The sequence below is a fragment of the Klebsiella sp. CN_Kp113 genome (genome assembly GCF_040064585.1).
Taxonomy (GTDB): domain Bacteria; phylum Pseudomonadota; class Gammaproteobacteria; order Enterobacterales; family Enterobacteriaceae; genus Klebsiella; species Klebsiella michiganensis.
Map to the genome: position 1 here is coordinate 23,102 of NZ_JBEAID010000025.1, position 24,655 is coordinate 47,756.

At 55.6% G+C, this 24,655-nt stretch carries 25 protein-coding genes; 11 read left to right on the forward strand and 14 right to left on the reverse strand.

Going from position 1 to position 24,655, the window contains the following annotated elements:
• Window positions 1-85 precede the first annotated feature (85 nt).
• The 3 genes from fdoI to fdnG are packed head-to-tail and all read right to left on the reverse strand — an operon-like array spanning window position 86 to window position 4,683.
• Window positions 86-721 carry a formate dehydrogenase cytochrome b556 subunit gene (gene fdoI, locus ABLV30_RS17305; RefSeq protein WP_004107380.1) on the reverse strand — a complete coding sequence of 212 codons (636 nt, stop codon included), beginning with the start codon at window positions 719-721 and terminating at the stop codon, window positions 86-88.
• A complete protein-coding gene (fdxH, locus tag ABLV30_RS17310) occupies window positions 718-1,620 on the reverse strand; it encodes a formate dehydrogenase subunit beta (RefSeq protein WP_014227375.1) in 903 nt (300 codons plus the stop codon). The genes fdoI and fdxH overlap by 4 nt, the downstream gene beginning before the upstream one ends.
• Window positions 1,621-1,632: 12 nt before the next feature.
• Window positions 1,633-4,683 carry a formate dehydrogenase-N subunit alpha gene (gene fdnG / locus ABLV30_RS17315; RefSeq protein WP_014837000.1) on the reverse strand — a complete coding sequence of 1,017 codons (3,051 nt, stop codon included), beginning with the start codon at window positions 4,681-4,683 and terminating at the stop codon, window positions 1,633-1,635.
• Window positions 4,684-4,839: 156 nt separating this feature from the next.
• Between fdnG and fdhD the strand changes: the two genes are divergently transcribed.
• From fdhD to ABLV30_RS17330, 3 genes are all read left to right on the forward strand, one after another.
• On the forward strand, window positions 4,840-5,676 hold the full coding sequence (gene fdhD / locus ABLV30_RS17320) for a formate dehydrogenase accessory sulfurtransferase FdhD (RefSeq protein ID WP_046877898.1): 837 nt from the start codon (window positions 4,840-4,842) through the stop codon (window positions 5,674-5,676).
• Between the two features lie 128 nt (window positions 5,677-5,804).
• On the forward strand, window positions 5,805-6,017 hold the full coding sequence (locus ABLV30_RS17325) for a YdgH/BhsA/McbA-like domain containing protein (protein WP_004127125.1): 213 nt from the start codon (window positions 5,805-5,807) through the stop codon (window positions 6,015-6,017).
• Window positions 6,018-6,162: 145 nt separating this feature from the next.
• Complete coding sequence (locus ABLV30_RS17330; protein ID WP_064378071.1) at window positions 6,163-7,674, forward strand: glycoside hydrolase 43 family protein; 1,512 nt, start codon at window positions 6,163-6,165, stop codon at window positions 7,672-7,674.
• Window positions 7,675-7,720: 46 nt separating this feature from the next.
• On the opposite strand, the gene ABLV30_RS17335 is transcribed toward ABLV30_RS17330, so the two are convergent.
• The 7 genes from ABLV30_RS17335 to ABLV30_RS17365 form a co-directional block, all read right to left on the reverse strand.
• A complete protein-coding gene (locus ABLV30_RS17335; protein WP_348865634.1) occupies window positions 7,721-8,419 on the reverse strand; it encodes an oligogalacturonate-specific porin KdgM family protein in 699 nt (232 codons plus the stop codon).
• A 222-nt stretch (window positions 8,420-8,641) separates the two neighbouring features.
• Complete coding sequence (locus tag ABLV30_RS17340; protein ID WP_014837003.1) at window positions 8,642-9,484, reverse strand: PTS system mannose/fructose/sorbose family transporter subunit IID; 843 nt, start codon at window positions 9,482-9,484, stop codon at window positions 8,642-8,644.
• On the reverse strand, window positions 9,477-10,280 hold the full coding sequence (locus ABLV30_RS17345; protein ID WP_014837004.1) for a PTS sugar transporter subunit IIC: 804 nt from the start codon (window positions 10,278-10,280) through the stop codon (window positions 9,477-9,479). Before ABLV30_RS17345 ends, ABLV30_RS17340 begins: the two co-directional genes overlap by 8 nt.
• Before the next feature lie 11 nt (window positions 10,281-10,291).
• Window positions 10,292-10,789 carry a PTS sugar transporter subunit IIB gene (locus ABLV30_RS17350; protein ID WP_014837005.1) on the reverse strand — a complete coding sequence of 166 codons (498 nt, stop codon included), beginning with the start codon at window positions 10,787-10,789 and terminating at the stop codon, window positions 10,292-10,294.
• A gap of 13 nt (window positions 10,790-10,802) precedes the next feature.
• The gene (locus ABLV30_RS17355; protein ID WP_049069821.1) at window positions 10,803-11,981 is read right to left on the reverse strand and encodes a glycoside hydrolase family 88 protein; all 1,179 of its coding nucleotides are present in this window, start codon (window positions 11,979-11,981) and stop codon (window positions 10,803-10,805) included.
• Window positions 11,978-12,460, reverse strand: coding sequence for a PTS fructose transporter subunit IIA (locus ABLV30_RS17360; RefSeq protein WP_049069823.1), 483 nt, complete (start codon window positions 12,458-12,460; stop codon window positions 11,978-11,980). Before ABLV30_RS17360 ends, ABLV30_RS17355 begins: the two co-directional genes overlap by 4 nt.
• Window positions 12,461-12,633: 173 nt before the next feature.
• Window positions 12,634-15,237 carry a sigma 54-interacting transcriptional regulator gene (locus tag ABLV30_RS17365; protein WP_064378070.1) on the reverse strand — a complete coding sequence of 868 codons (2,604 nt, stop codon included), beginning with the start codon at window positions 15,235-15,237 and terminating at the stop codon, window positions 12,634-12,636.
• A gap of 548 nt (window positions 15,238-15,785) precedes the next feature.
• Between ABLV30_RS17365 and ABLV30_RS17370 the strand changes: the two genes are divergently transcribed.
• From ABLV30_RS17370 to ABLV30_RS17400, 7 genes are read left to right on the forward strand one after another with little or no spacing between them, the layout of a single operon-like run.
• On the forward strand, window positions 15,786-16,766 hold the full coding sequence (locus ABLV30_RS17370; protein WP_004855882.1) for a 6-phosphofructokinase: 981 nt from the start codon (window positions 15,786-15,788) through the stop codon (window positions 16,764-16,766).
• Between the two features lie 11 nt (window positions 16,767-16,777).
• Entirely contained in the window at window positions 16,778-17,092 is a 315-nt protein-coding gene (locus ABLV30_RS17375; RefSeq protein ID WP_004855885.1) for a PTS sugar transporter subunit IIB, read from the forward strand.
• Complete coding sequence (locus tag ABLV30_RS17380; protein WP_004855887.1) at window positions 17,085-18,452, forward strand: PTS sugar transporter subunit IIC; 1,368 nt, start codon at window positions 17,085-17,087, stop codon at window positions 18,450-18,452. Before ABLV30_RS17375 ends, ABLV30_RS17380 begins: the two co-directional genes overlap by 8 nt.
• On the forward strand, window positions 18,439-19,281 hold the full coding sequence (locus tag ABLV30_RS17385) for a class II fructose-bisphosphate aldolase (RefSeq protein ID WP_014227379.1): 843 nt from the start codon (window positions 18,439-18,441) through the stop codon (window positions 19,279-19,281). The genes ABLV30_RS17380 and ABLV30_RS17385 overlap by 14 nt, the downstream gene beginning before the upstream one ends.
• A gap of 57 nt (window positions 19,282-19,338) precedes the next feature.
• Complete coding sequence (locus tag ABLV30_RS17390) at window positions 19,339-19,608, forward strand: hypothetical protein (RefSeq protein WP_014227380.1); 270 nt, start codon at window positions 19,339-19,341, stop codon at window positions 19,606-19,608.
• 9 nt (window positions 19,609-19,617) lie between these two features.
• Window positions 19,618-20,055, forward strand: coding sequence for a PTS sugar transporter subunit IIA (locus ABLV30_RS17395; RefSeq protein ID WP_014227381.1), 438 nt, complete (start codon window positions 19,618-19,620; stop codon window positions 20,053-20,055).
• Window positions 20,052-20,606: an ATPase AAA gene (locus ABLV30_RS17400; RefSeq protein WP_025106530.1), complete on the forward strand. Its 555-nt coding sequence runs from the start codon at window positions 20,052-20,054 to the stop codon at window positions 20,604-20,606. The genes ABLV30_RS17395 and ABLV30_RS17400 overlap by 4 nt, the downstream gene beginning before the upstream one ends.
• A gap of 90 nt (window positions 20,607-20,696) precedes the next feature.
• Here ABLV30_RS17400 and ABLV30_RS17405 read toward each other — a convergent pair whose 3' ends face one another.
• Window positions 20,697-21,020 (reverse strand): AzlD domain-containing protein, encoded by a 324-nt coding sequence (locus tag ABLV30_RS17405; RefSeq protein ID WP_009653628.1) that lies wholly within the window; start codon window positions 21,018-21,020, stop codon window positions 20,697-20,699.
• The gene (locus tag ABLV30_RS17410; protein WP_009653646.1) at window positions 21,020-21,679 is read right to left on the reverse strand and encodes an AzlC family ABC transporter permease; all 660 of its coding nucleotides are present in this window, start codon (window positions 21,677-21,679) and stop codon (window positions 21,020-21,022) included. The genes ABLV30_RS17405 and ABLV30_RS17410 overlap by 1 nt, the downstream gene beginning before the upstream one ends.
• A 100-nt stretch (window positions 21,680-21,779) precedes the next feature.
• Between ABLV30_RS17410 and ABLV30_RS17415 the strand changes: the two genes are divergently transcribed.
• Window positions 21,780-22,328, forward strand: a complete 549-nt coding sequence (locus tag ABLV30_RS17415) for an XRE family transcriptional regulator (protein ID WP_004855902.1) — start codon at window positions 21,780-21,782, stop codon at window positions 22,326-22,328.
• 58 nt (window positions 22,329-22,386) lie between these two features.
• On the opposite strand, the gene ABLV30_RS17420 is transcribed toward ABLV30_RS17415, so the two are convergent.
• Complete coding sequence (locus ABLV30_RS17420) at window positions 22,387-23,304, reverse strand: GNAT family N-acetyltransferase (protein ID WP_265801958.1); 918 nt, start codon at window positions 23,302-23,304, stop codon at window positions 22,387-22,389.
• Window positions 23,301-24,635: an AMP-binding protein gene (locus ABLV30_RS17425; RefSeq protein ID WP_181251334.1), complete on the reverse strand. Its 1,335-nt coding sequence runs from the start codon at window positions 24,633-24,635 to the stop codon at window positions 23,301-23,303. The genes ABLV30_RS17420 and ABLV30_RS17425 overlap by 4 nt, the downstream gene beginning before the upstream one ends.
• Window positions 24,636-24,655 lie beyond the last annotated feature (20 nt).

Here is a 24,655-nt window from a genome sequence, read left to right on the forward strand (position 1 = left end):
CTAACGTTGTCAAAACAGCGCGTTATCCGCAAAAAAATGGCGTCGATATACGACGCCATTTCAGAGACGAACAACGCGCTCAGGCCTACGACTGACGCTTATCCTGCTTTTCGCGGACTTCACGATACCAGCGCGGGTGATGTTTCTTCGCCCAGGTCTTCGTGACCCAGCCTTCCACCATCGCGGTAATGGTGCCCTTCACCCACAGCGCGGCGTAAATATGCACCATGATCACCACAATCAGCGCCACCGCAGAGAAGGAGTGCAGCATCAGCGCGAAGCGGATAACCGGGATGGAGAAGGCCGGCGCAAAGTACGGACGCCAGATGATCACGCCGCTCACCAGCAGCAGCACCAAGAAGATAATCGCCGCCCAGAACACGCATTTCTGGCCGAAGTTATAGCGCCCGGTGTCGCCCACTTCCTCGTTGACGACAATCTTGCGAATATTTTTCGCCCAGAAAATATCGTCCCGGTTGATCAGGTTGTGGTGCCAGTAGCGGAAGAACATGATGATGAACGAAGCAAACATAATCACGCCCACGAACGGGTGCAGAATACGCGCCAGCTGCGGGGTGCCCATGATTTGCATCAGCCAGTTGAAGGACGGGAAGAAAAAGCCCAGCCCGCTCACCGCCGCCAGCACGAAGCAGAAGGCGGTGACCCAGTGGTTGATTCGCTCCGGCGCGGTGTAGCGCACGATGGTGTCACGTCTTTTCATTTGCGCACCTCGTCTTTCTCTTCATCCAGATTGTCCTCTTCCTCTTCCGCGCGGTTCGGACCGACGCCGACGTAGTGGAAGATGCTGGCGGCGAAGGTGGCCGCAAAGCCGACCGCCGCGAGAGGCTTCCAGATCCCTTTCCAGAACTTAACCGTGGCGCTGATTTCCGGGTTCTCCGGCAGGCCGTGGTACAGATTCGGCTTGTCGGCGTGGTGCAGCACGTACATCACGTGCGTGCCGCCAACGCCTGCCGGATCGTACAGGCCCGCGTTGTCGTAACCGCGGGTTTTCAGCTCGGCGACGCGCTCGCCCGCCAGCGTTTTCATATCCTCTTTGGAGCCAAAGTGGATAGCGCCGGTCGGGCAGGTTTTCACGCACGCCGGCTCCTGGCCAACGTTAACGCGGTCCACGCACAGCGTACATTTGTAGACGCGGTTATCTTCCGGGTTCAGGCGCGGCACGTTGAACGGGCAGCCGGCGATGCAGTAGCCGCAGCCGATGCACTGCTCGGACTGGAAGTCGACGATGCCGTTGGCGTACTGAATGATTGCCCCTTCCGCCGGGCAGGCCTTCAGGCAGCCCGGGTCGGCGCAGTGCATACAGCCATCCTTACGGATGAGCCACTCCAGTTTGTCGTTCTGCTCCACTTCCGAGAAGCGCATCACGGTCCAGGATTTGGCGGTCAGGTCGGCGGGGTTATCGTACACCCCGACGTTGTGACCGACTTCATCCCGGATGTCGTTCCACTCGGAACAGGCCACCTGGCAGGCTTTACAGCCGATACAGGTGGTGACGTCGATAAGCTTCGCCACCTCTTCCTGATGGTCCCGCGCGCGGGGCGCGGGGGTGAAGCCGTTAGTCGCGGAACGACGGATAATGTCTTGCGATTGATAAGCCATAATTCGTCTCCGTTACGCCTTTTCCACGTTCACGAGGAAAGCCTTGAACTCCGGCGTCTGCGTGTTCGCATCACCGACAAACGGCGTCAGGGTATTGGCGATAAACCCTTTCTTCGCCACGCCTTCGTAGCCCCAGTGAATCGGAATACCGATAGTATCGATATCCTTACCGTCCGCTTTCAGCGTGCGAATACGCTTGGTCACCACCGCCTTGGCTTTGATATAGCCGCGGTTAGAGGAGACCTTCACGGTATCGCCATGGGCGATGCCGAGCTTGTTCGCCAGCTTCTCGCCGATCTCCACGAACTGTTCCGGCTGCGCGATGGCGTTAAGCAGCGCGTGCTTGGTCCAGTAGTGGAAGTGCTCGGTCAGGCGGTAAGTAGTACCGACGTAAGGGAATTTCTCCGCTTTGCCCATCTGCTCAAGGTCGCCTTTAAAGACGCGAGCAGCCGGGTTAGAGACCACGTTCGGGTGCAGCGGGTTGGTGCCCAGCGGCGTTTCAAACGGCTCGTAGTGTTCCGGGAACGGCCCTTCCGCCATCTTATCGATAGCGAACAGACGCCCCATCCCTTCCGGCTGCATGATAAACGGCCCGACATCGCTGTCCGGCGCCGCGGCGCTGTAGTCTGGAATATCCACGCCGCCCCACTTCGCGCCGTCCCATTTCAGGAGCTGGCGCTTCGGATCCCACGGTTTACCCTGCGGGTCCGCGGAGGCGCGGTTATACAGAATGCGGCGGTTAAGCGGCCACGCCCATGCCCAGCCCAGCGTATTGCCGAGGCCCGATGGATCGGCGTTATCGCGACGCGCCATCTGGTTGCCGTCAGGCGTCCAGCTACCGGCGAAGATCCAGCAGCCGCTGGAAGTCGTGCCGTCGTCACGCAGCTGCGCAAACGAGCTGAGCTGCTGGCCTTTCTTGACGATCACCGCCCCGGTTGCCGGGTCGGTAATGTCTGCCAGCGCCTTGCCGTTGCTCTCCATCGCTACTTCTTCCGACGCTGGTTCATGCGGCGTGGCGTAGTTCCACGTCATGTTCAGCACCGGTTCCGGCGCCGGCCCGCCCTGTTCGGCGTACATCTTGCGCAGGCGTAAGAAGATACCGGCGAGGATCTCACCGTCGGTGGTCGCAATCCCCGGGGCGTCCGCGCCTTTCCAGTGCCACTGCAGCCAGCGGCCGGAGTTAACGATAGAACCGTTCTCTTCGGCGAAGCAGGTGGACGGCAGGCGGAACACTTCGGTCTGGATTTTCGCCGGATCGACGTCGTTCGACTCCCCGTGGTTTTGCCAGAAGGTGGAGGTTTCGGTGTTGAGCGGGTCGATGGTCACCAGGAACTTAAGCTTCGACAGCGACGCGACAACCTTGTTTTTGTTCGGGAACGACGCTACCGGGTTGAAGCCCTGGCAGATATAGCCGTTCACTTTGCCCTGGTTCATCATCTCGAAATATTGCAGGACGTCGTAGCCCTTATCCCACTTCGGTAGCCAGTCAAAGCCCCAGCTGTTTTCCGCCGTGGCTTTATCGCCAAAGAAGGCCTTCATCATTGAGACGAAGAATTTCGGGTAATTACCCCAGTAGTTCACCTGGTCCTTCAACAGCGGTTTCGGCGTGTTGGCGGCGAGGTAGGTTTGCAGGTCAGTCTGTTTCTCGCTCGGCAGCGTCATATAGCCAGGCAGGCTCTGCGACAGCAGTCCCAGGTCGGTAAGACCCTGAATATTGGAGTGGCCGCGCAGGGCGTTTACGCCGCCGCCCGCCATGCCCATATTGCCGAGCAGCAGCTGGATCATCGCCATGGTGCGGATGTTCTGCGCGCCGATGGAGTGCTGCGTCCAGCCCAGCGCGTAGAGGAACGAGGCGGTTTTATCGTGCGCGCTGGTTTCCGCGATGTACTCGCAGACTTTGAGGAAGTCAGCTTTTGGCGTTCCGCAGATGTTTTCGACAACTTCTGGTGTATAGCGGGAAACGTGCTGCTTCAGCAGGTTCCAGACGCAGCGCGGATGCTGCAGCGTGGTATCGCGTTTGGCAAAGCCGTTTTCATCCAGCTCATAGTTCCAGGACGTTTTATCGTACTTGCGGGCTTCGGCGTCGTAGCCGCTGAACAGACCGTCTTCAAAGCTGTAATCCTCACGCACGATCAGGCTGGCGTTGGTGTAAGCCTCGGTATATTCACGGTTAATTTTTTCGTTGTTCAACAGGTACAGGATGACGCCTGACAGGAAGGTAATGTCAGTACCGGAACGAATTGGGGTATAGAAATCAGCTACCGCCGCGGTACGCGTAAAGCGCGGATCGATCACAATCAGCTTCGCGCCGTTGCGAATCTTGGCTTCCATCGCCCAGCGGAATCCAACCGGGTGAGCTTCAGCGGCGTTGCCGCCCATCACCACGACGAGATTGGCGTTCTTGATGTCGACCCAGTGGTTGGTCATCGCACCGCGACCAAATGTTGGAGCAAGACTTGCTACCGTTGGTCCGTGTCAGACGCGCGCCTGGTTGTCGACCGCGAGCATACCGAGCGCGCGGGTAAATTTCTGGGTTAAATAACCGGTTTCGTTACTGGAGGCGGAGGCGCACAGCATACCGGTGGTCAGCCAGCGGTTGACGGTGGTGCCTTCGCTATTCTGCGCGACAAAGTTGGCGTCGCGGTCCTCTTTCATCAGCTTAGCGATGCGATCGAACGCTTCATCCCAGCTGATTTTCTGCCATTTATCAGAGCCTGGCGCACGGTATTCCGGAAATTTCAGGCGACTTTCGGAATGGATAAAGTCCACCAGACCGGCCCCTTTAGGGCAGAGCGCGCCACGGTTGACCGGATGGTCCGGGTCACCTTCGATATGGAAGATAGACGCTTTGGCATTTTTTGCGCCGTCGCCGAGGCTGTACATTAACAGCCCGCAGCCAACGGAACAGTAAGTGCAGGTGTTACGGGTTTCGCGGGTGCGCAGCAGCTTGTACTGCCGTGTTTCCGCGAGTGCTAAACCGGGCGCAAAGCCCAGCGCCGCTGCCGTGGTTCCTGCCATACCGCCAGCGCAGATCTTAAAGAACTGCCTTCTGCTGACCTGCATGGTTCGCTCCTTGTTTCGACATTGTCACGTATAGTTATTTGCTTTGCGGTAAGGGCCGCAAAGGTTCAGAATTGGGGGTAATTTCCCTCGTTCCCGAAGGGATATAAACAGAATACCACATTGTGTGTATGCCTGTTCCAATACGGTTAAGACAAAGTGAACAAGAAGCCTCTTGAACAAATCGAAAATGTGACAGATATCACAGGTTATCGCCAGGTGTCGCTCTGGAAGCGCCAAAATTTGCAACATCCTCAGCCAGACGAGTTAGCTGAAGAGGTACCCGTTGCGCTGGTTTATAATGGCATCTCGCACGTGGTGATGATGGCGACGCCGAAAGACCTGGCGCAGTTCGCCGTCGGCTTTTCCTTATCCGAAGGGATTATCGAAAACCGGGGCGAGATTTATGGTATGGACGTCGTTCAGGCCTGTAACGGCCTGGAAGTGCAAATCGAACTCTCCAGCCGCCGCTTTATGGGGCTGAAAGAGCGCCGTCGCGCGCTGGCCGGACGCACCGGCTGCGGCGTATGCGGCGTTGAGCAGCTCAACGATATCGGGAAGCCCGTGCAGCCGCTGCCCTTTACCCAGACGTTCGATCTGGCGAATCTCGATCGCGCGCTGGCTCACCTGCATGATTTTCAGCCGATAGGCCGCCTTACCGGCTGTACTCACGCCGCGGCCTGGGTAAGTCCTTCCGGCGAGCTCGCGGGCGGCTATGAAGACGTGGGTCGCCACGTGGCGCTGGACAAGCTCCTGGGACACCGCGCGGAATCAGAAGGCGCCTGGCAGAACGGCGCGGCGCTGGTCTCCAGCCGCGCCAGCTATGAAATGGTGCAGAAGGCGGCCATGTGCGGGGTGGAAATCCTCTTTGCGGTCTCTGCCGCGACCACGCTGGCGGTTGACGTCGCCGAGCGCTGCAACCTGACGCTGGTGGGCTTCTGCAAGCCGGGCAGGGCGACCGTTTACACGCATCCGCAGCGGTTAATTGCGGGTTAAATTTAAGTCAGTTTTTTTGAATGATGACAACAAATCCTTCCGCTTTTGGTTTGGCGATGTGAGGGCTACTATTTATCACATCAAGGCACGGCGCCTTATTCAAACAACTAACGTAAAGGGTTTATATCATGAAAAGCATCAAAACTTTTGTCGCAGTTATCGCTCTGGCCGCTTCTTTTGGTTCTTTCGCTGCGGAAACCGTGACCGCGACCGCCGCAACGATGGACGGTGCGGAAGCGAAAATCGCCGCTCAGGCCCAGGCCGCTGGCGCTTCATCTTACAAAATTACCGAAGCGTTTACCGGTAACCGCGTGCACATGACTGCGGAACTGAATAAATAAGCGTAAAGCTACTGTCGAAAGAGCGCCCAAGGGGCGCTTTTTTTGTGTCTGAAGGTATGTTTATTTCATTGTTAATTAAGCCTTTTTATCCGGTGGTCCGCTTATTGCAACACGACGAACAGTCGACAATAAAAGGTCCCCCACTATGCCGCTGTTCTATCAAAACCCCGTGATTCATGCCGATTACGCCGATCCCGATGTCATTCGCACAGGCGATGATTTCTGGATGGTGGCTTCCAGTTTCCATCAATTGCCCGGCTTACCGCTTCTCCACTCTCGCGATCTCATCCACTGGCAAATCGTTAACCATATTGTTAAACGCCTGCCTTCGCCTGAATACGACAGCGTTCAGCCGGGAAAGGGGATTTGGGCGCCCTCCATTCGTTTCCATGGGGGCCTGTTCTGGGTTTTCTACAGTTTGCCCGACGAGGGTATTTTTGTTTCCCACGCCCGGGATCCGCGAGGCGAGTGGAGCGAACCCTATTGCCTGAACGCTTCCCCTGGCTGGATAGACCCTTGTCCGTTCTGGGACGATGATGGACGGGCCTGGCTGATTCACGCTTTCGCTTTCAGCCGCAGCGGGGTGAAAAACAAGCTCCAGATTTTTGAAATGGCGCCGGATGCATCCCGGCTGTTGGATAACGGCCGGATCGTTGTTGACGGAACGCCCTCCCATCCCACTCTGGAAGGCCCCAAATTATATAAGCGCAACGGCGAATACTGGATATTCGCTCCGGCCGGAGGCGTCAAGCGAGGCTGGCAAACGGTCATGCGCGCCCCGAGGCTATCTGGTCCATGGCAAAGTCGCGATGTTCTGCATCAGGGAGATTCACCGATAAATGGCCCTCATCAGGGGGCGTGGGTTGAACTGGAGAACGGTGAAAACTGGTTTTTCCACTTTCAGGATAAAGGCGTGTACGGCCGCATAGTGCATCTTCAGCCGCTGAGCTGGCGGGCTGACGGCTGGCCGCAAATTGGGCAACGCCTTGACGATCACGGTAAGGGGCAGCCCGTAAGCCTCCATCGCTTACCCGCGCTGCCTCTTGCTCCATGTTGTTTGCAGACCAGCGACGATTTCCCGTGCGGCCAGCCCGGCCTTCAATGGCAATGGCAGGCAAACCCCCAGCGCCGCTGGCTAATGCCGCATGCGCAAGGGCTACGCTTGCGCTGCGCGCCGACCGCTTCCGATATCAGCCTGTATCGTTTACCTCAATTGCTGCTACAAAAATTTCCCGCTGAACGTTTTCACGTGCAGACAGCGGTTCATCCGATGTTTTCTCAGGATGGCGATGAAGCGGGAGTCGCGATTTACGGCCAACGCTTTGCCGCACTGCGCGTGAGGTACTGCGCGCCGAATCTTCAGCTATCGCTGTGCCACGGATGGATAGACGATCGCGGTGAAACGCATCAAGAAGCCATCGAACTTGAGGCGATCGCCTGTTGCAACGAGATTGCGCTGGGGTTCCGGGTGGACTACGACGGGATAGTCCGCTTTCGTTATCGGTTTACGCAGCGTGAATGGCAGCAGGTGACGCCGTCGTTTTCCGCCGGTGCGGGAAAATGGATCGGCGCGCGTATGGGCATTTACGCGCGTGGCGCGCATGAAAACGCCGGCGGCAGCGCCGTTTTCTCACCGTTTATCGTGCGTTTGCAGTAAGCCTGACGGCGATATGAGAAGGGCAGCTTCGCTGCCCTTGCGGGGTTTAATCGAAGTAATAGCGAATGCCGAGGCGGAATCTCACCTGATCGTCATGATTCTGATCCTGATCGAGCCAGGCCACTTCCGCATAGGGAAGCCAGTGTTTATCGACGCGGTAGCGCGCCACAATGCTTGGCTCCCAGTGGGTTTTCTGCCCGTTAGAGGCATTGAAGTCGTTTGTGTTGACGAAGAACTCCGGGTTGAACTGAAGCCACAGTTTCTCAGTCGCCTGGTAATTAAGGTACAGGTCGAACTGATGGCTGTCGTTGTAATCCATATAGCCGTTGTAATCGCGATCTTTATGGGTCATATGGTTATAGCGGTAGCGGCGGCTAAAACTTAAAGATTTACTGATTTTATAATCGAGGCTGATATAAGGCGCCAGCTTCGTTCCTTTACTATCAATATCGGTTAATCCGCCCGGCGTCAGCGTCCATTTTTCATTAAGCGGGATCGGATACCAGCCTTCAAACTCCTGAAAGGAGCTTTTCATTTGATTAAAATCTTGTCCGAGGTCGTACATGGCGGAGGCCAGAACACCGGCGCCATTATCAAATATATGACCCAGACCTATTTTATACTGATTTTTCTCAGAAGCCGTAGTATGCGCGTAGCGATTATCAACCCAGGTTGCCGCGGCAAGCGTATTTAGCGTAAAACAGGACAGCGGGATGCCGATCAATAGCGTGCGTAATGTTTTCATTTTAATTCCTGTAGGATTTATTAAGTGCCATGATTTCTGGAGAGAAATAAAAGACACTTATTAAATAGCAATTGCTGTGCCAGAATATAAAGTTCTTAAAATACATGACGTTGCTTTAATGTGTTGAGCGTTAATTAGACACTGACTGATTTTTTATTTGCGTCGATACATATCACGAGTAAGAGGACGGCTCCCTTTTATTAAAGGGAGCCAGGAGATGGGTTAAATTATGCCAATACCCGCAGCGGCAAAGCCGAAGACAATTAGCATAATTAACACCTTATTGGGGCTGACCTTTTTATTGAGCAGCTTCAGGCAGCCCAGGACTAAAAGCAGAGGAATTAACCCGACGCAAATTTTGTCGAGGATCTCCTGCAGTACAAAGGGCTGCCCGGCGATGGTGGTTTTAAAGGTGGTGGTAAACTTCACCATGCTGGCGCTCATCGCCCCCACCATCATTAAACCCATAATTGATGAGGCTTTGGTGATACAGCTCAGCAGCCCGGACTGCGTCGCTTCGGCGATATACTTCGAGCCTAAACGGTAACCCATGACGCCGCCGTAATAGCGCAGCAGATAGCTGGGAATATTGTAAATCAGCAAGAACAGCAGCGGCCCCAGTGGATTACCCTGCGACGCCAGGCCAATGGCAATCCCGGTGGCGATAATACGCAGCACGCCGTAGAAGAAGGAATCACCGACCCCGGCAAATGGCCCCATTAAGGCCACTTTGATGCCGTTAATACTGGAGGTATCAAAGTTCGGGTTGGCGGCATTCTCTTTTTCCATCGACAGCGTCAGGCCCATAATAAAGGGCGCCAGATGCTGGTTGGTATTGAAGAACTGGCTGTTTCGCTTAAGCGACTCAAGATAACGGTGCGGGTCGTTGGCGTAGATTTTCTTCAGCATTGGCGCCAGCGCCCAGCCGTAGCTTAATCCCTCCATACGGGTGAAGTTCATCGACCCCAGCAGCGGAAACTGGCGGATAAAAAGCTGACGAAAAAGCTTTTTCTCGCTTTTATCATCGGCGTAAGCGCTAACGCTTTGTGTCTGGATATCAGTCATTGAAGAACCCATCCTTATCGTCAACTGAGGCGGACGCGGCCGCCGTTGCCGTTTGTTTATTCGCTTTAAGCTGATTGAATTCGTTAAAGCACAGATAGACCGCTACCGAGGCTGCAATAATCGCAATCCCCATAATCGGCAATTGCAGATAGGCCGCCATAGCGAAACCGATAAAGAAGAAGGCGGCGATGTTACGGTTCCACAGCGCCTTCAGCAGAATGGCGAACCCGAGCGCCGGAAGAATGCCGCCAACCGCCGTCATGCCGCGCATGACCGTACCCGGAATGCTCTCGACCAGGCTGCGGATGACCTCGGTGCCGAAGAGCACGCCAAAAAAGGCGATCAGGGCGAAGGGGATGCCGTAAAAGAAGGTCATACCGAGCGTCAAACCCAGCGCCGCACGGTCACGCCCCTGTTCCAGTAGCGCATCGTATTTTTCAACCAGAGCGGTATAGACCAGCTTCAGCACCTGATAAACAAAGACTGCCAGCAGGCTGATAGGCAGCGCCAGCGCAACGGCCACCGGCGGCTCCGCGTGGGTCAGAATCGTAAAAGCGGTTGCCAGTACTGACCCCACCGCAAGGTCGGCAGGAACCGAGCCGCCGATGGTGATGGTGCCAAGGAAAATCAGCTCCAGCGTGGCGCCGATAATAATGCCCTGTTGCAGGTCTCCCAGCGCCAGCCCCACCAGCGCGCCGCAGATGAGCGGACGTTCAATCAGCGGTTGACCCAGCGTATGGTCGGCGGTTTTCACCAGAAACATAATGACAGCAACAAGAATTGCGGAAGTTAACATAGCGACCTCGCTTAACTGGCGGCGTTATCCAGCATCTCAATCAGGTTTTTCACCGGATGAGATGGCAGGACCTGGTATTCAACGGCAACGCCGCGGTCGGCGATAGCGTGGAAATCCGCCACATCTTCCGGCGTCACGTAGACGGTATCGCTAATGCGCTTTTTCGCCGCCAGGTTGTCGGTGATGCGCCCGAAGTTAGCGACGTTCAGCGTTTTTATCCCCGGCGCCTGTTCGACGAGCCGACGGGCGTCGGCGGCATTGTTAACGATCACCATAATTTTCATGGCTTCTGAACGCGGGTCGTTAAGCACATCGCCCGCGTCCTTCACCGCCATAATGGCGCACTTTGCGGTATCGGGAGCCGCCATGCGCAGCGACATTTTCTGCACTTCGTTATTCACGATCTGGTCATTGGCGACCAGGATGCGGTTCACGCCCAGATGCTTGGTCCAGACCACGGCAACCTGTCCGTGGATTAAACGATCGTCAATACGTACTAAAGAAATCATGGTGTAGCTCCAGTTAGCAAAAGTAGGGTGTCCAGACGCGGGAAAGGCGAACCAGGGCTTCGAAATAGAAGTAATCGCCCCAGAGGTTAGGTTCGTTAATGCCCATATTGCGGCCAAAGTTATAAACGCCTTCGCGCAGCAGGCCGTCCTGCGCGTGGGCAAAGTAGCGCTCGCGTAAATTGCGCATCATCAGTTCGATAGCGTTGCCGTAGGCCGGACGCAGCGGGTCGGTGAGCGGTAATAGCTTCAGCAGTTCCGCCAGACCGCAGGCCGCGATCGCCGCCGCAGAGGTATCCCGGTACTGGTTATCTTCGGCGGTAAAAATCAGATCCCAGTAGCAGACAAAATCTTCCGGTAAGCGGTTAAGAAAATAGTGCGCCAGGCGGCGGGAGAGCTCGGGCTGCCAGGCATCGCCGGTGTGGGCGTATCCCAGCGCGAAACCATAAATTCCCCACGCCTGGCCGCGCGCCCAGCAGGAGCTGTCGCTGAATCCCTGGTGCGTATCGCCGCGCAGCGGCTGGCCGCTATGAACATCCATATAAAATGTATGGAAAGTAGAGGCGTCTTCACGCACCAGATAGCGTGCCGCCTGCGCCAGATGACGGCTGGCGGCCTCACGCCACCGTTGATTTCCGGTTTCGTTGGCGGCCCAAAATAGCAGCGGAACATTGAGATTGCAGTCGATGATCATCCGCCCCTGGCGCGCCGGGTCGTTTAAATCTCCCCAGGCCTGAATGACGCCCGCCGTGGCGTTAAAGCGGCGATAGAGCAGCTCGGCCGCGCGCAGGGCGAGTTCGCGTGCGCGCAGGTTGCCGGTGAGCTTCCAGGCGTTAACGCAGGAGAGGAGATAGAGAAAGCCCAGGTCGTGGGTATCCACTTTAATCTGCTTATCGAGACGTTCTTCAAAGCTATCGAGCAGGCTTTCCCCCACCGCCCGATATTTATCATCGCCGGTGACCTCCCAGGCGAGCCACAGCATGCCGGTCCAGAATCCCTCGGTCCAGTCGACTTTCTCTACGCTTTCATAGCGGCCCCGTGTCGCACTGGCGGCGGGAAAAGTTGCCGTAAAGCGCGGCAGCATGGCGTCGAGCTGCGTCAGCACTTCGCCGATTGCCGCGTTAAGCCAGGTATGATTTAACCTCGGCTGCGGCGAGAGATAGCGCGCATCAAGCGCTTCGAGTGCGATAGTCACGGGTTTCCCTCTTCGGCAAAAAAATCATCAATATTGTCCTGCGTTTTGTGCTGCGCAGCCTGGCGCGCCGCGATGATTTCCGGCAGCTGATTCATGTACTGCATCGCCCCGCTGGCGGCGGCGACGGCATCCTGAAGCCGCTGCGCGGTTTCGACGTGTTCCGACATGCAAAACTCCATCAGCATAATCAGGCTGGTGCCGCTGATGACGTGCGCGTGGGGATATTTGACCATCATCTGTACGGCGGTATTGTTGACGCTCCCGCCGGGCATATCGGTAAACAGCACCAGCTCATTGCCGCGACCGGCCGCCTGCCGGGCGATAGCGTCAAAGCGGATGGCCAGTTCAGCCGTTGACTCAATTTCACCGCAGTAGGCGCAGACGGGCGTGACGCCATGGTCGTCGCCAATCAGCAGATTTAATGCCGACACTATCCCTTCTGCGTAGCGGCCATGGGTTGCGATGTACATCTCTCGCATTGCATATTCCTTCATCTTTTCAGGTATCTGAAAAAGAAATAGCAATCAGCGTGCCATATTTTTATTTATATGTTTTTAAAGGATAAAAACGGTTTTTTGGACGCTTTTTGCAGTGTTGAATGGGCAATTTATTCAGTGTCGACAGGTTTGCCAGCCGACGCTGGCACGGGGGGTTAATGGTCGGGGTCAAAGGCGATCCACGGCTCCATGATTTCATAAATCATCAGCACTTCGGTAAGCGGCAAGGTGATATTGTATTTGCGGTTCAGGGCCTGGAAAAAGGTGTCGTGGACGGCGACAAACGCCTGCTGCGCCAGCGTCAGCTCCGCCTCTTCCCGGTGGCGCACGCCGTTGTTGACCATTACCCGCTCGATCATCAAGGCGATATGCATAAACAGATTGATGCGCAGATAGCTTTCAAAATGGATTTTGTAGAAGGCTTCATACTGCTTAATGACCGCTTCGACTTCATCAATAATCACCACCGGATTGAGGAAGTTAAGGCGACTGGCGACGCCTTCGACGGTAAACAGCTTGACCACTTCATCAATCATGGGCTCCAGGCCGCCTTCCATCAGCAGCCCGTTGAAGTAGTCGCGTTTTAACACCCGCGTCTTTTCTTTAATCAGCTGCTCTACGCTAAGTAGCGGAATATACCCGGCTTCCAGATCGGTGGTGGTAATGATCAACCGCGTGCCGTTCAGTGCCGGGTCGGCGTGGGCGATTTTCCACTTCAGGTCGTCATACTCCATCGTAATAATGTCGATCTCCTCCTGTGCCAGGAAGCGCTGAACGATATCCTTCAGCTTGCGGGAGATCCCTTCGCCGGAGATACAGGAGATAATGATTTTATTGCCCGGCAACACGCCCGCGTAGTAGCGCGTTTCCACCTCATACGCGCCTTTGGCGCTCTCAATAATCGCCTCCATTGACAGCTTATCCTGAATTTTGGCCGCAATATCCAGCGCCATGGCCGTACTGACGTTGTTGATAACCAACAGTTCGCCGTGCAGGTGGAGTTTAATCTCTTCGTAGATCTCTTTTAGCGACCCCATATCCACCAGAATAATCAGCCCCGCGCCTTGTTTAAGGCGGGAAACGTGGGCAATCAGCAGGTCGATGATCTCTCTGGTGGACGTCGCGTTCGCCATGTCGAAGGCTTTAAAGTAGTAGCCGCCGGTCAGCTGATTGGCGATCCCGGCGATGCTCGACGCCGTGGCGCGACCGTGGGACACGATAATGCCCTGAATCGGATCGTCTTCGCCAGCGAGGGTGTGAAAAGCGCAGCTTAGCAGCGGCTGAAGCAGGGGGAGCGGCTGCCGGGTGACATGTTTGCTCAGCAAAGCGAGGCACTCTTCGGCCAGCAGTCGTGCCTTAGCGGAAACATAATCGGAAATGGTTTGCAGTTCGCCTGGGTCGAGCGCTTCCTCCGGAGCATGCAGCGCATAGCTCAGGCAGAGCCAGACCGCCTTGCGGATCTCCGGGTGACAGGAGACGCCGGTCAGGCTCTCCAGCTCCTCCAGCGCGTGAACGGTGTTCTGCCAGATATAGCCGCTGTACAGCGACTCGGCGGAGACCGCGCCGCTGACGGTAGTCAGCAGCTGTTCTACTTTGCGATTCAGCAACAGCACGTTACCGCTGTGGCAAAAGTCGCGAAAAATCACCTCATCGCGCATCGCTTTGGGCAGCAGCTGGCTGACATTCAGCGTATCTTCATGCGCGCTGGCGGCAATACGGATTATTTCGCCGCCGGACGCGGGGCCGCGTAGCGTGATGACGTCAGCCTCACGATTCTCGCTCCAGGCGCTGGCGCACATCACTTTAATCTGATTTTTTAACTCGCCAATATTGCCGCGCACCGGGGAGGTGACCAGCTGATGCATCAGCTGATTATCGAGATGGATATCCCGACGCAGGCTGCGAGCTTCCTGCTGCAAAAAGTGGCTGACCTGAGCGACGCGCTCGGTCAGCGGGCGCGAAATATAGTTGGGCAGCGTGACGCGCACCGGGATGCGGCGACGGAAGGTGTTAAGCAGGACGGTATCGATATTTTCCGTAGTGGCGAAGATAAAGCGCAGCGACGCCGGATGGCGCGTACGGTTATCGCCAAGACGGTAGAAATACCCTTTATCCATAAACAGAAACAGCTTTTCCTGGTTCTCTGCCGAGAGACGATGCACTTCATCGAGAAACAGAAATCCGCCATCGGCGTCATCAAAGGCGCCGCGTTTCTCGCGGTCAGCGCCGGTGAAAGCGCCGCGGGTATAGCCGAAAAGGGTTGCTGAAAGCAGCTCCGGATTGTTGGCGTAATCGGCGCAGTTAAGCTCAACGAAGGGTTTGTCCGCTGCGATAACCCCGCGCTCGAGAGCGTACTGATAAATCAGCATCGCCAGATGGCTTTTGCCGACGCCGCTCTCCCCGGAGAGCAGGACAGGCAAACCGTCACCGGGATAGTCCACCGCCGAGCGGCACAGCGCGACGGCGTCGGCCAGGCTCCCGTGCGCGCCAATCAGCGGCTGAAAGGCGTCGTGCTTTTTCGACACTATGCGAGATGGCTGAGTCTTTTCCCCACCGTTTTGCTGCACATAGAAGCGCACCGGACGGGTGTTTTCTTTACGCAGGTAACCGTCATCGCACAGCCTGTTGAGGTAATGGCTGATAACGCTGCGGTTAACCTGCATAAAGTCCGCACAGTCCTGAGCCGTGAATCCTGCGGGTTTCCGTGCGTAGTGGGTGACTATTTTCTGGAATAATTTTTCTTTTGCCGACAGCGCCATTCTTCAATGCCCCGGATAGAGTAGAAAATAGCGTCGATTTAATTTCGACACTAGACACTACTGCTTTTATTAGACACTGAGTACTTTCTACGGCATTAGATAAAAATGAAACCATGTTTTGATTAGAATGTGATGGAGATCGCCACAGATTTTATAGGATGTAAAAGCAGGCGACGCTCTTGCGAACGCCAGAAGAGCGCTGTTGCCCGAACCGCGTGATACGCGAGCCGTGAACCTTCCTGACGCAAAAAAATGCGCTATTTATCACATTTCTGTCTTTTCATCATCGCTGGGTTTATGGGAGAAAACAGGCAGCCCACCCGCGCAATTATCGCTTCAAGCAACTTAATGATCTTAAAGAAAATAAAAAGATAATTGTTAAGGCGATCTCATTTTATAAAAGAGATATGCATCACAAAAAATGAGTAAATAAACCCACTGTCAATATTAGGCTCGGAGGAATTTATCAGCATATTGTGATCTCTATTGCAAATAACGGTCTTGAACTCAGGGAAAAATGTGGGCAAGCAAAGCAACGGAGACAGGCAATGAAAATTGGCATGGTTATTAGCGGCGGCGATGTTTCTGGAATTAATAATTTTATATTCCAGATAGCCAGACTGGCGAGTGCCGATATCACCCTTTTTAATGGCGGAATACCCGGACTGCTGGATAAAAATCATCACGAAGTCGCCTGGCGCGATCTGGTTGATTTCTCCATTGCCTCTATTCCGATCATCACCTCCGGGCGAACCAGCCGCAGGCTGCTGCGCAGTGAATATGAAACCATAGCTAAAAAAATTAAATCACTGCGCATTGATGTGCTGATTATGGCCGGCGGCGACGGCAGCCTGCAGTTTCTCAATACGCTGAGCGAATTTGATATTAACTGCTTTGGCGTCGGAATGACTATCGATAATGATGTGTACGGCAGCGATTATACCATTGGTTTTTCCACCGCCTGCGAGCAGATTATTAAGGAAGTTTCCCGGTTAAGAAATACCGGAAGAGCATTACCGGGCCGCGTCTTTATGGTCGAAATATTAGGAGGCTATTGTGGAGAGTTAACGCTGCAATCCGCGATTAAATCGAATGCTGATATCGCCCTGATTCCGGAATCGCAGATGCCGTTAGAAACGCTGGCCGAGCGGGTGAAGCATAAGCTGACACAGCAGAACAGCGTGGTGATCCTGTGCTCTGAAGGCTACACCAGGGAGTATTCTCCCGGCTTTCAGGGGGCCATTGATACCATGATTAAGCAGCTTGAACCGCAAATTGGCGTGCGTATTCGTAAAACCATCGTAGGCTACGGTTTGCGTAATGGCGATCCGACCTGCGAAGAAATTTACCAGGGCACGATTATGGCCAGTGAAGTGGTTCGCTGTATTCAGTCAGGGATGAAAAATAAAGCCATCATAATTAATTCAAGCAACAAACCTATTCCGATTGATTTAGTTAGTATGAAAAAACGTCTGGTCGACACTGAAGGACATCATTATAAACTTGCCAAACAACTCAATATTATTTGAGGAGACCCTACATGCTGAAAATTCTATGCGTATGTGGCTGCGGCCTCGGTTCAAGCTTTGCCATTGAAATGACGGCGAAGGCAGTTTTAAAGAAGCTGGAGATTCCCGCACAGATTGAACATACCACTATTTCCGAAGCCGGGGCGTTTAAATCAGATATGATTCTGACGCAAAAAACCTTCGCCGATATATTAACGGCGGACGCCAGTGCGGAAGAAATTAAACGCGTGGTGGTACTGCATAAGCTCACCGATAAAGATGAGATTGAAGCTAAGATCGTCGCATTCTTAAAAGAGCGTAACCTGAAGGTAGCGGACTATGAATAGCTTTGTAGAGTTTATCGTTAAAGATTTACTCGGCCAGGCTTCAATATTAATTGCATTTATTGCGATGCTGGGCCTGATTCTGCAAAAAAAATCAGCGGGCAAAACGGCGGAGGGGACGTTTAAAACGCTGCTCGGTTTCTTAATTATGATGGCCGGCATCAACATTATTGTCGCCACGCTAACGTTCCTTAACGATATCTTCACGCAGGGATTCGGCATGAAAGGCTACATTACCGATGTCGCCGCCATCGCCGGATTAGCCAACCGTGAATTAGGTTCCGAAGTCGCGCTGACCCTGATGGTGATTTTTGCCGTCAACATCATTATCGCCCGCCTGACGCCGCTGAAATATATCTTTCTGACCGGCCAGGCGCTGCTGTGGATGGCGACCATCGGCGCGGTGATTGGCTATAAAGCCGGGCTGACCGGACTGCCGCTGATTTTAACCGGCGGTATTTTCGGCGGCGTGATGGCGGTACTGATGCCCGCCCTGGCGCAGCCGGTCGTCAGGCGCATCACCGGTTCCGATGACGTGGCGCTGGGGCATTTCTGCACTATCGGCTATCTGGTGCAGGCGGCGGTGGCTAAAGTGGTGGGTAAAGGTTCCCGCTCAACGGAAGATCTTGAATTACCGGATAACTTTAAGTTCCTCCAGGACACCTATCTCGCGATGGCGGTGGTGATGGTGCCGATGTATCTCATTCCCGCGATTGCGGCGGGCCCGGAATATATCGCTCAGTTCTCCAACGGCATTAACTACCTGATGTACGCCTTTATGCAGTCCATTCAGTTTGTGGCGGGGGTATTCGTTCTTTACAGCGGCGTGCGCCTGTTGCTCAACGAGCTGGTGCCGGCATTTCGCGGGATTGCGATGCGCATTGTCCCGGACGCTAAGCCTGCGCTCGATTGCCCGGTGCTGTTCCCGTATGCGCCCAATGCGGTGATCGTCGGCTTCCTGGCGACGACCGTCGGCTCCATCATCGGCATGCTGGTGTTCCCGATGTTTGGCCTGGCGATGATCCTGCCCGGTCTGTTAACCAACTTTTTTGCCGGCGGTACGGCGGGCGTCTTCGGTAACGCGCTGGGCGGCCGCCGCGGGGCGATGATTGGCGGCGTCATTCACGGCCTGTTTATCACCTTCCTGCCCGCCATTTTGGTACCGATGCTGGAAAGCTACGGTTTTACCGGCGTCACCTTCAGCGATTCGGACGTGATTAGTTCCGGTCTGGTATTAGGCCACGCCTTCCAGAACAACTGGCTTTTTGTCGCCTTGTTCATTGTTTTTGTTGCCGCACTGGCATGGTTCGTAAACGGTAAATCAGCGAAGCCGAAAGGGGAAAATGTTCATGAGTCTGTATAACTTCAACGCTATTCTGAAAATTGCGCAGGAAAGAGATTTTAAAGCCATTGGCTCATTTAATTTGCACTGTATTGAAATGCTGCCCGCCTTTTTTAAAGCGGCGCAACAAAGCGATAGCCCATTAATGATTCAAATCTCTACCGGGACGGCGGAATATCTCGGCTATCGTTTACTGGTGGATGCGGTTCGTTCATTAGCGGAAAGTGAAAACGTGCCGACCTGCCTGCACCTGGATCACTGCTCTGATATCAGCGCCATTGAAACGGCCATGGATGCCGGATTTTCATCGGTGATGTACGACGGCTCCCATCTGGATCTGGAAGAGAATATTGGCAATACCCGCATCGTGGTGGAAATGGCGCGCCCGCGGAATATCACGGTAGAAGGCGAGCTGGGGGCGATCGGCGGATCGGAAGATGGCAAAGCCGTGGCCGCGGAGGATATCTGCTTCACCACGGTGGAGGACGCCAAACGCTTTGTGGAGGAGACGCAGGTGGATATGCTGGCGGTCTCCGTGGGCACGGTGCACGGCCTGTATACCGGTAAGGCGCAAATTCAGCACCAGCGGCTGAAAGAGATTAGCGCCGCGACCGGCGTGCCGTTAGTGCTGCACGGCGGCACCGGCGTCAGCGATGAAGATATGCGCCTGGCCGTCACTGAAGGTATCAACAAGGTGAATGTCGGCACTGAAATGAATGTGCAGTGGGTCGATCAATGTAAAAGCACGTTTGAAAAAGGCAAAGTGAACGACAGCGTGCGCAAATTTTTAATTCCGGCGAATAACGCGGTCACCCATGTATTAATGGAAAAAATCGCTCTGTTTAAATAAACGCATATTTTTAAACCGTATTCCGTTGCCCTGCTGTCCGTCGGGGAGGAGCTCGCTATGTTTGAATCTTTGAAAACGCTGTGGAAAAAAGAGAATCAACCCCCGCAGGATTATGACGAACAGTCTCGCCAGCTGGCGGGGGAAATTGCCAGGCTGGAAGGCGAGTTACGGGGCAACCCGGCTAATGGCGAAGTGCAGAAAGCATTAATGCTGATATATAACCGGGCGCTGTCGGTCTATGCCAAAAGTCATACGCATCGCGAGGAAATCGATGCGCTTTTTATGCGCATTGATGAGTTACGTAACATTATTCGCCATAATATATAGGAAGTGATAATGACGATAAAAGAACTGCTGATTGAGGCCGATGCGATTCAGGTCGGCGTCACGGAGTCCGACTGGCAGAAGGTGATCCAGCTGGCGGCCAGCCCGCTGGTTGCAAAAGGCTATATCTCGGCAGATTACGGCCAGGCGGTGATCGATAATACCCTGCATCATGGCGCCTATTACGTGTTTGATGAAGGTGTCGCCATCCCTCACGCCAGGCCGGAATGTGGCGTCAAACGCAACTGCTTCAGCCTTGTGGTGTTGAATAAGCCGATTCAATTTGCCGATAGCGAGAAGGCGGATATCGTCATTATGTTCGGCGCGCAGGACAGCAATGCTCATATTGAAGAGGGGATTCGGGCGATTGTCGCTCTGCTTGATAATAACGAGACCATGGCGAAGCTGCGGGCCGCCAGCAGCAGAGAGGAGGTCGTCGCGTTGTTATGAACAGACATCTCACACCCGGCTGCAAAACGGTGATTTTAATTAACGGTATTCCCGCATCGGGTAAAAGCACCGTCACCCGGCAGCTATCGGCAGCGTTTAATCTGCCGCAGCTGACCATCGACGGTATTAAAGAGCCGTTTATGGCGTGCTTTACCGGGATCGACCGGACCTTCAACCGGCAGCTGGGCTGCGCCGCGTATGAAGTCATCTGGTCGATCGTCGGCCAGTCGCCGGCAGGCTGTATCTGGCTTATTGACGCCTGGTTTGGCTTTCAACCGCGCGACACGCTACAGCAGCTGCTGCAACACGCGGGCGTTGAGAAAGTGCTGGAGGTCTGGAACCACATCTCGCCTGAGCTTGCGGTGTCGCGCTATGCCAGCCGGTTGCAGGATCGTAAGCCGGGGCACCCGGGCGAGGAGTATCTTCCGGAACTGGCGCAGCTGGCGCAGCAGGCGGAACCGATGCGGCTGGGGCCGGTGTTCACCGTGGATCAGCACAAGCCGCTGGATATGGCGTCCGCTACCCGTTGGATCGAAGCACAAATAGCGTAAGCCCTTAAGGGCAGCTGCCCGGCGGCGCTTTGCTGGCACGGCCTATAAAAATTGCATAACAACATGATGTTTCGCGTTTCGTAGGTCGGATCAGGCGACGCCCGCCATCCGCAGCAGCGCCGTCGCCACGGCGGCGGCGATAATTACCACGATCAGCGGCATCTTACGCCAGGCAAGGAACACCGCCAGGCCCACGCCCAGCACCCGCGCCATCCCGGCAAAATGTTCGCCTTCGTAAAAGGTGGTCGCCAGCGCCACGGAAAAGAGCAGCACCGTCGCCGCATCGGAAAGCAGCGCCTGGGCGCGCTCGGAAAACGCCAGCCGGCTGCCGAGCTTCGCCCCGCCTAAACGCATTAAGTAGGTGCCCAGCGAAAGAATCGCAATACCGGCGATAAATAGCGTCATATTGCCCATTATTTTTTCCTCGTCAGCAGGCCAAACAGCGACAGCAAAACCGGCAGGCCAACCGGTGCGAAAGGAACGGCGGCCAGCGACAGGGCCGCTCCGCTGCAGGCGCGGATCAGGGTGGTGCGGTTTTTAAAGGCCGGCACCACCAGCGCCAGCAGAATCGCCGGGAATACCGCATCGAGGCCAATGGTTTCCGGGGCCGGGAGCAGTTTGCCGACCCCCGCGCCCAGGAGCGCCCCCAACGGCCAGATCAGCGCCACGCCCAGACCGCACAGCCAGTAGGCGGCCCGCCGCTGCTCGGGGGTTTTCTGCGACAGACCAAACACCACGCTTTCATCGTTCATAATATGGCAGCCGAGGAAGCTGGCGGCGCGCTGGCCGACCAGGTCGCGAACCGTCACGCCGAAGGGAATATGCCGCGCGTTGACCAGCAAACCGGCCGCCGCTGCCGCCAGCGGGTTGCCGCCGCTGGCGACAATGCCGATAAACATAAACTCTGAGGCCCCCGCCAGGACGCAAACCGAAAGCACAAAGGGGACCCAAATCGGGAAGCCGTAGGCGACGGCCAGCGAGCCGTAGGACATCCCGACGATGCCTACCGCGAGGCAGACTAAAACAATTGCTCTGAGGGTGTCGCCTTTAAGCGTGGCGAAGTGTTGTTTCATACTCTTTAGCCATATCGAACGAATTTCCATTATAATGAACGCAACAGAATCGCATTTCAAGACGAACGAAACGTTCGTTATAAAAAACACGGAGGGCTGTATGACTCAGCCAATTAGCCTGATTGCCAAAAGCCTGGTGCGGGAACGCGCGCGCACCGGTCTTTCCCTTGCCGAAGTTGCGCGACGGGCGGGAATCGCCAAATCAACGTTATCGCAGCTGGAGTCCGGCAACGGTAACCCGAGCCTGGAAACCCTCTGGGCGCTGTGCGTGGCCCTCGATATCCCCTTTGCCCGGCTGCTGGAGCCGCAGGTGAATACCACCCAGGTGATCCGCCGCGGCGAGGGAACGAAAGTGATCGCCGAGCAGGCAAACTATCAGGCGATTTTACTGGCCGCCTGCCCGCCGGGCGCGCGGCGCGATATTTATCTCCTGCTGACCCAGCCGGGCGCGGACCGCATTTCCCACCCTCATCCGCCGGGTTCGGTGGAGCATATTATTGTCACCCAGGGGCGCGCGCGGGTCGGCCTGACGGAAGCGCCGGAAGAGCTGGGGGAGGGAGATTACATCTGCTATCCCGCCGATCGGGAGCACGTTTTCCAGGCGCTGGAGCCGGATACCCAGGCGCTGCTGGTCGCCGAGCAGAACTAGTCAGGCCCGACACTGGGCCTTCGGTGTGCCAAAAACAGGCGTCAGATAAAAGGGATTGTCAGGCGCGCGCGTTATGATTGATATCGCCATCGGCCGTTTTCTGCAGGGCAATAGCGATAGGGCAGGAGAGGTCGAGCTGCCGGGGATGATAGCCGCGCTGCAGCAGCCAGAACCATTCTCCACCGGCCGCTGGCTCCAGCCCCATATCGGTAAAACCTGCTCGCCGCAGCCTGGGTCGTAGCGACATCAGCGCGCCATCCACGCGCGCCCGGATATAAATCAGTTTACGGGCCGGCAGTCGGGAAATCTCGTCGACTATCTGTTGCGTTGATATATTCATCGTGACGTCCACCCGATCATCACAAATGGCAATTTCAACGGGGGCTGCACGAGTTTCCCTGGCGACCGGGATCTGCGCCGCGCCAAATTTTTCCTTTAGCAAGTTTATCCAACCGTCATCGCGGCTATCACCCGCGGTGAGCGGGACGGGGCGTGGATGCAAGGGTAATACGCCGAGGATAATGCTTTCACGCAGGCCGGATTGAAAGGGGGAGGGGACGTAATCTCTGAGCAACCCCGTTGAGTAAAAGCCCAGCCTCTGCGCCAGGCGCTGCGAGTGTGGATGGCTGGACACCATTTTGATGGTTAGCGTGCCCAGGCCAAGCCTGTTTGCGGCAAGACGCAAATATTCCCCCAGTTGGGTGGCTACGCCCCGGTTTCTGAAGGCGGGGTGCACCGCGAACATGGCCAGTTCGGCCGTCTGCTTATCCGCGTGGTGCCGCCATAAGGCGGCATGCCCGATGATGATGCCATTCTGTTCGGCTATCGCGCTGTGCCATTCGTCCCGGGCGTTGCGCCAGCCAATCAGGCTGGGCATATAGATATCAGGATAGACATAGCGATCGCCATAAACCGTGCGAAATAAGGCGCTGATGCCTTCGCCGTCTTGTCGCTGGAACGCTCGGATTTCAATCATTTCACCGCCTCCTGCGCGAGGTAGGCGCGTTTGTCGATCACCCGCTGCAGCTTACCTGTTCGGGTATTGCGGATAAGTTCCGCCTGGCTGCACCAGTGAACCTGAACGCACAGCTGGCCGGCAGCCTGTAGTTCTGCGAGAGCGTGATCCCTGGCGAGTAATTGACCGCAGAGCCTGTCGGCCTGCTGCCGGGTACCGGAAAAGGCGATACGTAAGCTCAAACGATCCCGGTTATCGGCGTGCTCCAGCATCAGCTGCCACTGCTGATGCCCCATCTCTTCCGTAATAAGGGCCGCTATTTCATCAGGAAATAGCGAGGCGTAGCCTACCCGCAAGCGGTGCCCGAGGCTACTGCGTCCCTGCAAAATAAACTTGCGATGTTTGCTTCCCGGAGGTTCACGCCAGGCGGCCAGATCGCCTACCGGATAGCGAATCAGCGGCATCAGCGTGCGCGTAAGGCTGGTGACCACCAGCATTCCGGAACGATTGATTTCGTCGATCGGCTCGCCCGTCGCTTCATCAATAATTTCCACGATAGTTTCGGGTTCAAAGACCCGATGCTCGTCCGCCAGGCAATCCGGCGTGCTGAGTCCGATAAGCCCGGCATCCACGCAGGCGCAGCCGATAGAAGCAATACGGGCGTTGGGAAAGGCGGCTTCCAGCAGCTGTAGCTGTTCAGTAAAAAGACTCTCGCTGCCGTAAAGGATGGTCTCGATACCGGGCAGACGGCGGTTTTTTCCAGCGAGCTCTGCCGCATATTGCAGCAGCATCGCCGGGACGCCCACCAGTACGTTGATATCGTGCTGGACGATCTGTTCGGTGAGGGTGTGCGGTTCAAGCGATCCGGTGAAAGGGTACTCGCATACCGGTATCGACATGTGCGAAAGCGCGCCGTGGATAAATAAGAAGCTCGCGTACAAATCACCGGCGAAAAATAAATTTGCCACGCGCGCGCCTGGCTTGAGCTGGCTGGAGAGGCTGCGGCCAAAACTGGTGACGAACGCACGCCACTCCTGGCGGGAAAAAACCGACAGCTTGCCGCCGCCGGTGGTGCCGCCGGTCTTAAAGACAATACCGTCCTCCACCGGCCCGGTGAGGACGGGCCAGTTTTTCAGGCCCTGGCTCCCCTCCCAGTAGCGTTCGGGATTGATAAGCGGCAGGTCCTTCAGCTGCCAGCCGCGGGCGGCGAGATGGCGATAGTGTTCGGCATAGAAAGGCGAGCGGCAGCGAACCCTCTCGACAAGCTGTTCGAGACCCGGTGGGTTTACGGCCATTTCGTCCGTTTGGGTGGGTTGCGGATCAAAGCGACCCATCATCTTTGCTGTTGTCATATTCAAATATCCTTATTGTG

Bases quoted from the DNA above. Each gene is read 5' to 3' on its own strand.
- ABLV30_RS17420 (WP_265801958.1), bottom strand. From the start codon at position 23,304: ATGATTGAAATCCGAGCGTTCCAGCGACAAGACGGCGAAGGCATCAGC.
- ABLV30_RS17415 (WP_004855902.1), top strand. From the start codon at position 21,780: ATGACTCAGCCAATTAGCCTGATTGCCAAAAGCCTGGTGCGGGAACGC.
- ABLV30_RS17325 (WP_004127125.1), top strand. From the start codon at position 5,805: ATGAAAAGCATCAAAACTTTTGTCGCAGTTATCGCTCTGGCCGCTTCT.
- ABLV30_RS17370 (WP_004855882.1), top strand. From the start codon at position 15,786: ATGAAAATTGGCATGGTTATTAGCGGCGGCGATGTTTCTGGAATTAAT.
- fdoI (WP_004107380.1), bottom strand. From the start codon at position 721: ATGAAAAGACGTGACACCATCGTGCGCTACACCGCGCCGGAGCGAATC.
- ABLV30_RS17385 (WP_014227379.1), top strand. From the start codon at position 18,439: ATGAGTCTGTATAACTTCAACGCTATTCTGAAAATTGCGCAGGAAAGA.
- ABLV30_RS17365 (WP_064378070.1), bottom strand. From the start codon at position 15,237: ATGGCGCTGTCGGCAAAAGAAAAATTATTCCAGAAAATAGTCACCCAC.
- ABLV30_RS17335 (WP_348865634.1), bottom strand. From the start codon at position 8,419: ATGAAAACATTACGCACGCTATTGATCGGCATCCCGCTGTCCTGTTTT.
- ABLV30_RS17395 (WP_014227381.1), top strand. From the start codon at position 19,618: ATGACGATAAAAGAACTGCTGATTGAGGCCGATGCGATTCAGGTCGGC.
- ABLV30_RS17360 (WP_049069823.1), bottom strand. From the start codon at position 12,460: ATGCGAGAGATGTACATCGCAACCCATGGCCGCTACGCAGAAGGGATA.
- ABLV30_RS17410 (WP_009653646.1), bottom strand. From the start codon at position 21,679: ATGAAACAACACTTCGCCACGCTTAAAGGCGACACCCTCAGAGCAATT.
- ABLV30_RS17340 (WP_014837003.1), bottom strand. From the start codon at position 9,484: ATGACTGATATCCAGACACAAAGCGTTAGCGCTTACGCCGATGATAAA.
- ABLV30_RS17330 (WP_064378071.1), top strand. From the start codon at position 6,163: ATGCCGCTGTTCTATCAAAACCCCGTGATTCATGCCGATTACGCCGAT.
- ABLV30_RS17380 (WP_004855887.1), top strand. From the start codon at position 17,085: ATGAATAGCTTTGTAGAGTTTATCGTTAAAGATTTACTCGGCCAGGCT.
- ABLV30_RS17350 (WP_014837005.1), bottom strand. From the start codon at position 10,789: ATGATTTCTTTAGTACGTATTGACGATCGTTTAATCCACGGACAGGTT.
- ABLV30_RS17375 (WP_004855885.1), top strand. From the start codon at position 16,778: ATGCTGAAAATTCTATGCGTATGTGGCTGCGGCCTCGGTTCAAGCTTT.
- ABLV30_RS17400 (WP_025106530.1), top strand. From the start codon at position 20,052: ATGAACAGACATCTCACACCCGGCTGCAAAACGGTGATTTTAATTAAC.
- ABLV30_RS17345 (WP_014837004.1), bottom strand. From the start codon at position 10,280: ATGTTAACTTCCGCAATTCTTGTTGCTGTCATTATGTTTCTGGTGAAA.
- ABLV30_RS17390 (WP_014227380.1), top strand. From the start codon at position 19,339: ATGTTTGAATCTTTGAAAACGCTGTGGAAAAAAGAGAATCAACCCCCG.
- fdxH (WP_014227375.1), bottom strand. From the start codon at position 1,620: ATGGCTTATCAATCGCAAGACATTATCCGTCGTTCCGCGACTAACGGC.
- ABLV30_RS17425 (WP_181251334.1), bottom strand. From the start codon at position 24,635: ATGACAACAGCAAAGATGATGGGTCGCTTTGATCCGCAACCCACCCAA.
- ABLV30_RS17405 (WP_009653628.1), bottom strand. From the start codon at position 21,020: ATGGGCAATATGACGCTATTTATCGCCGGTATTGCGATTCTTTCGCTG.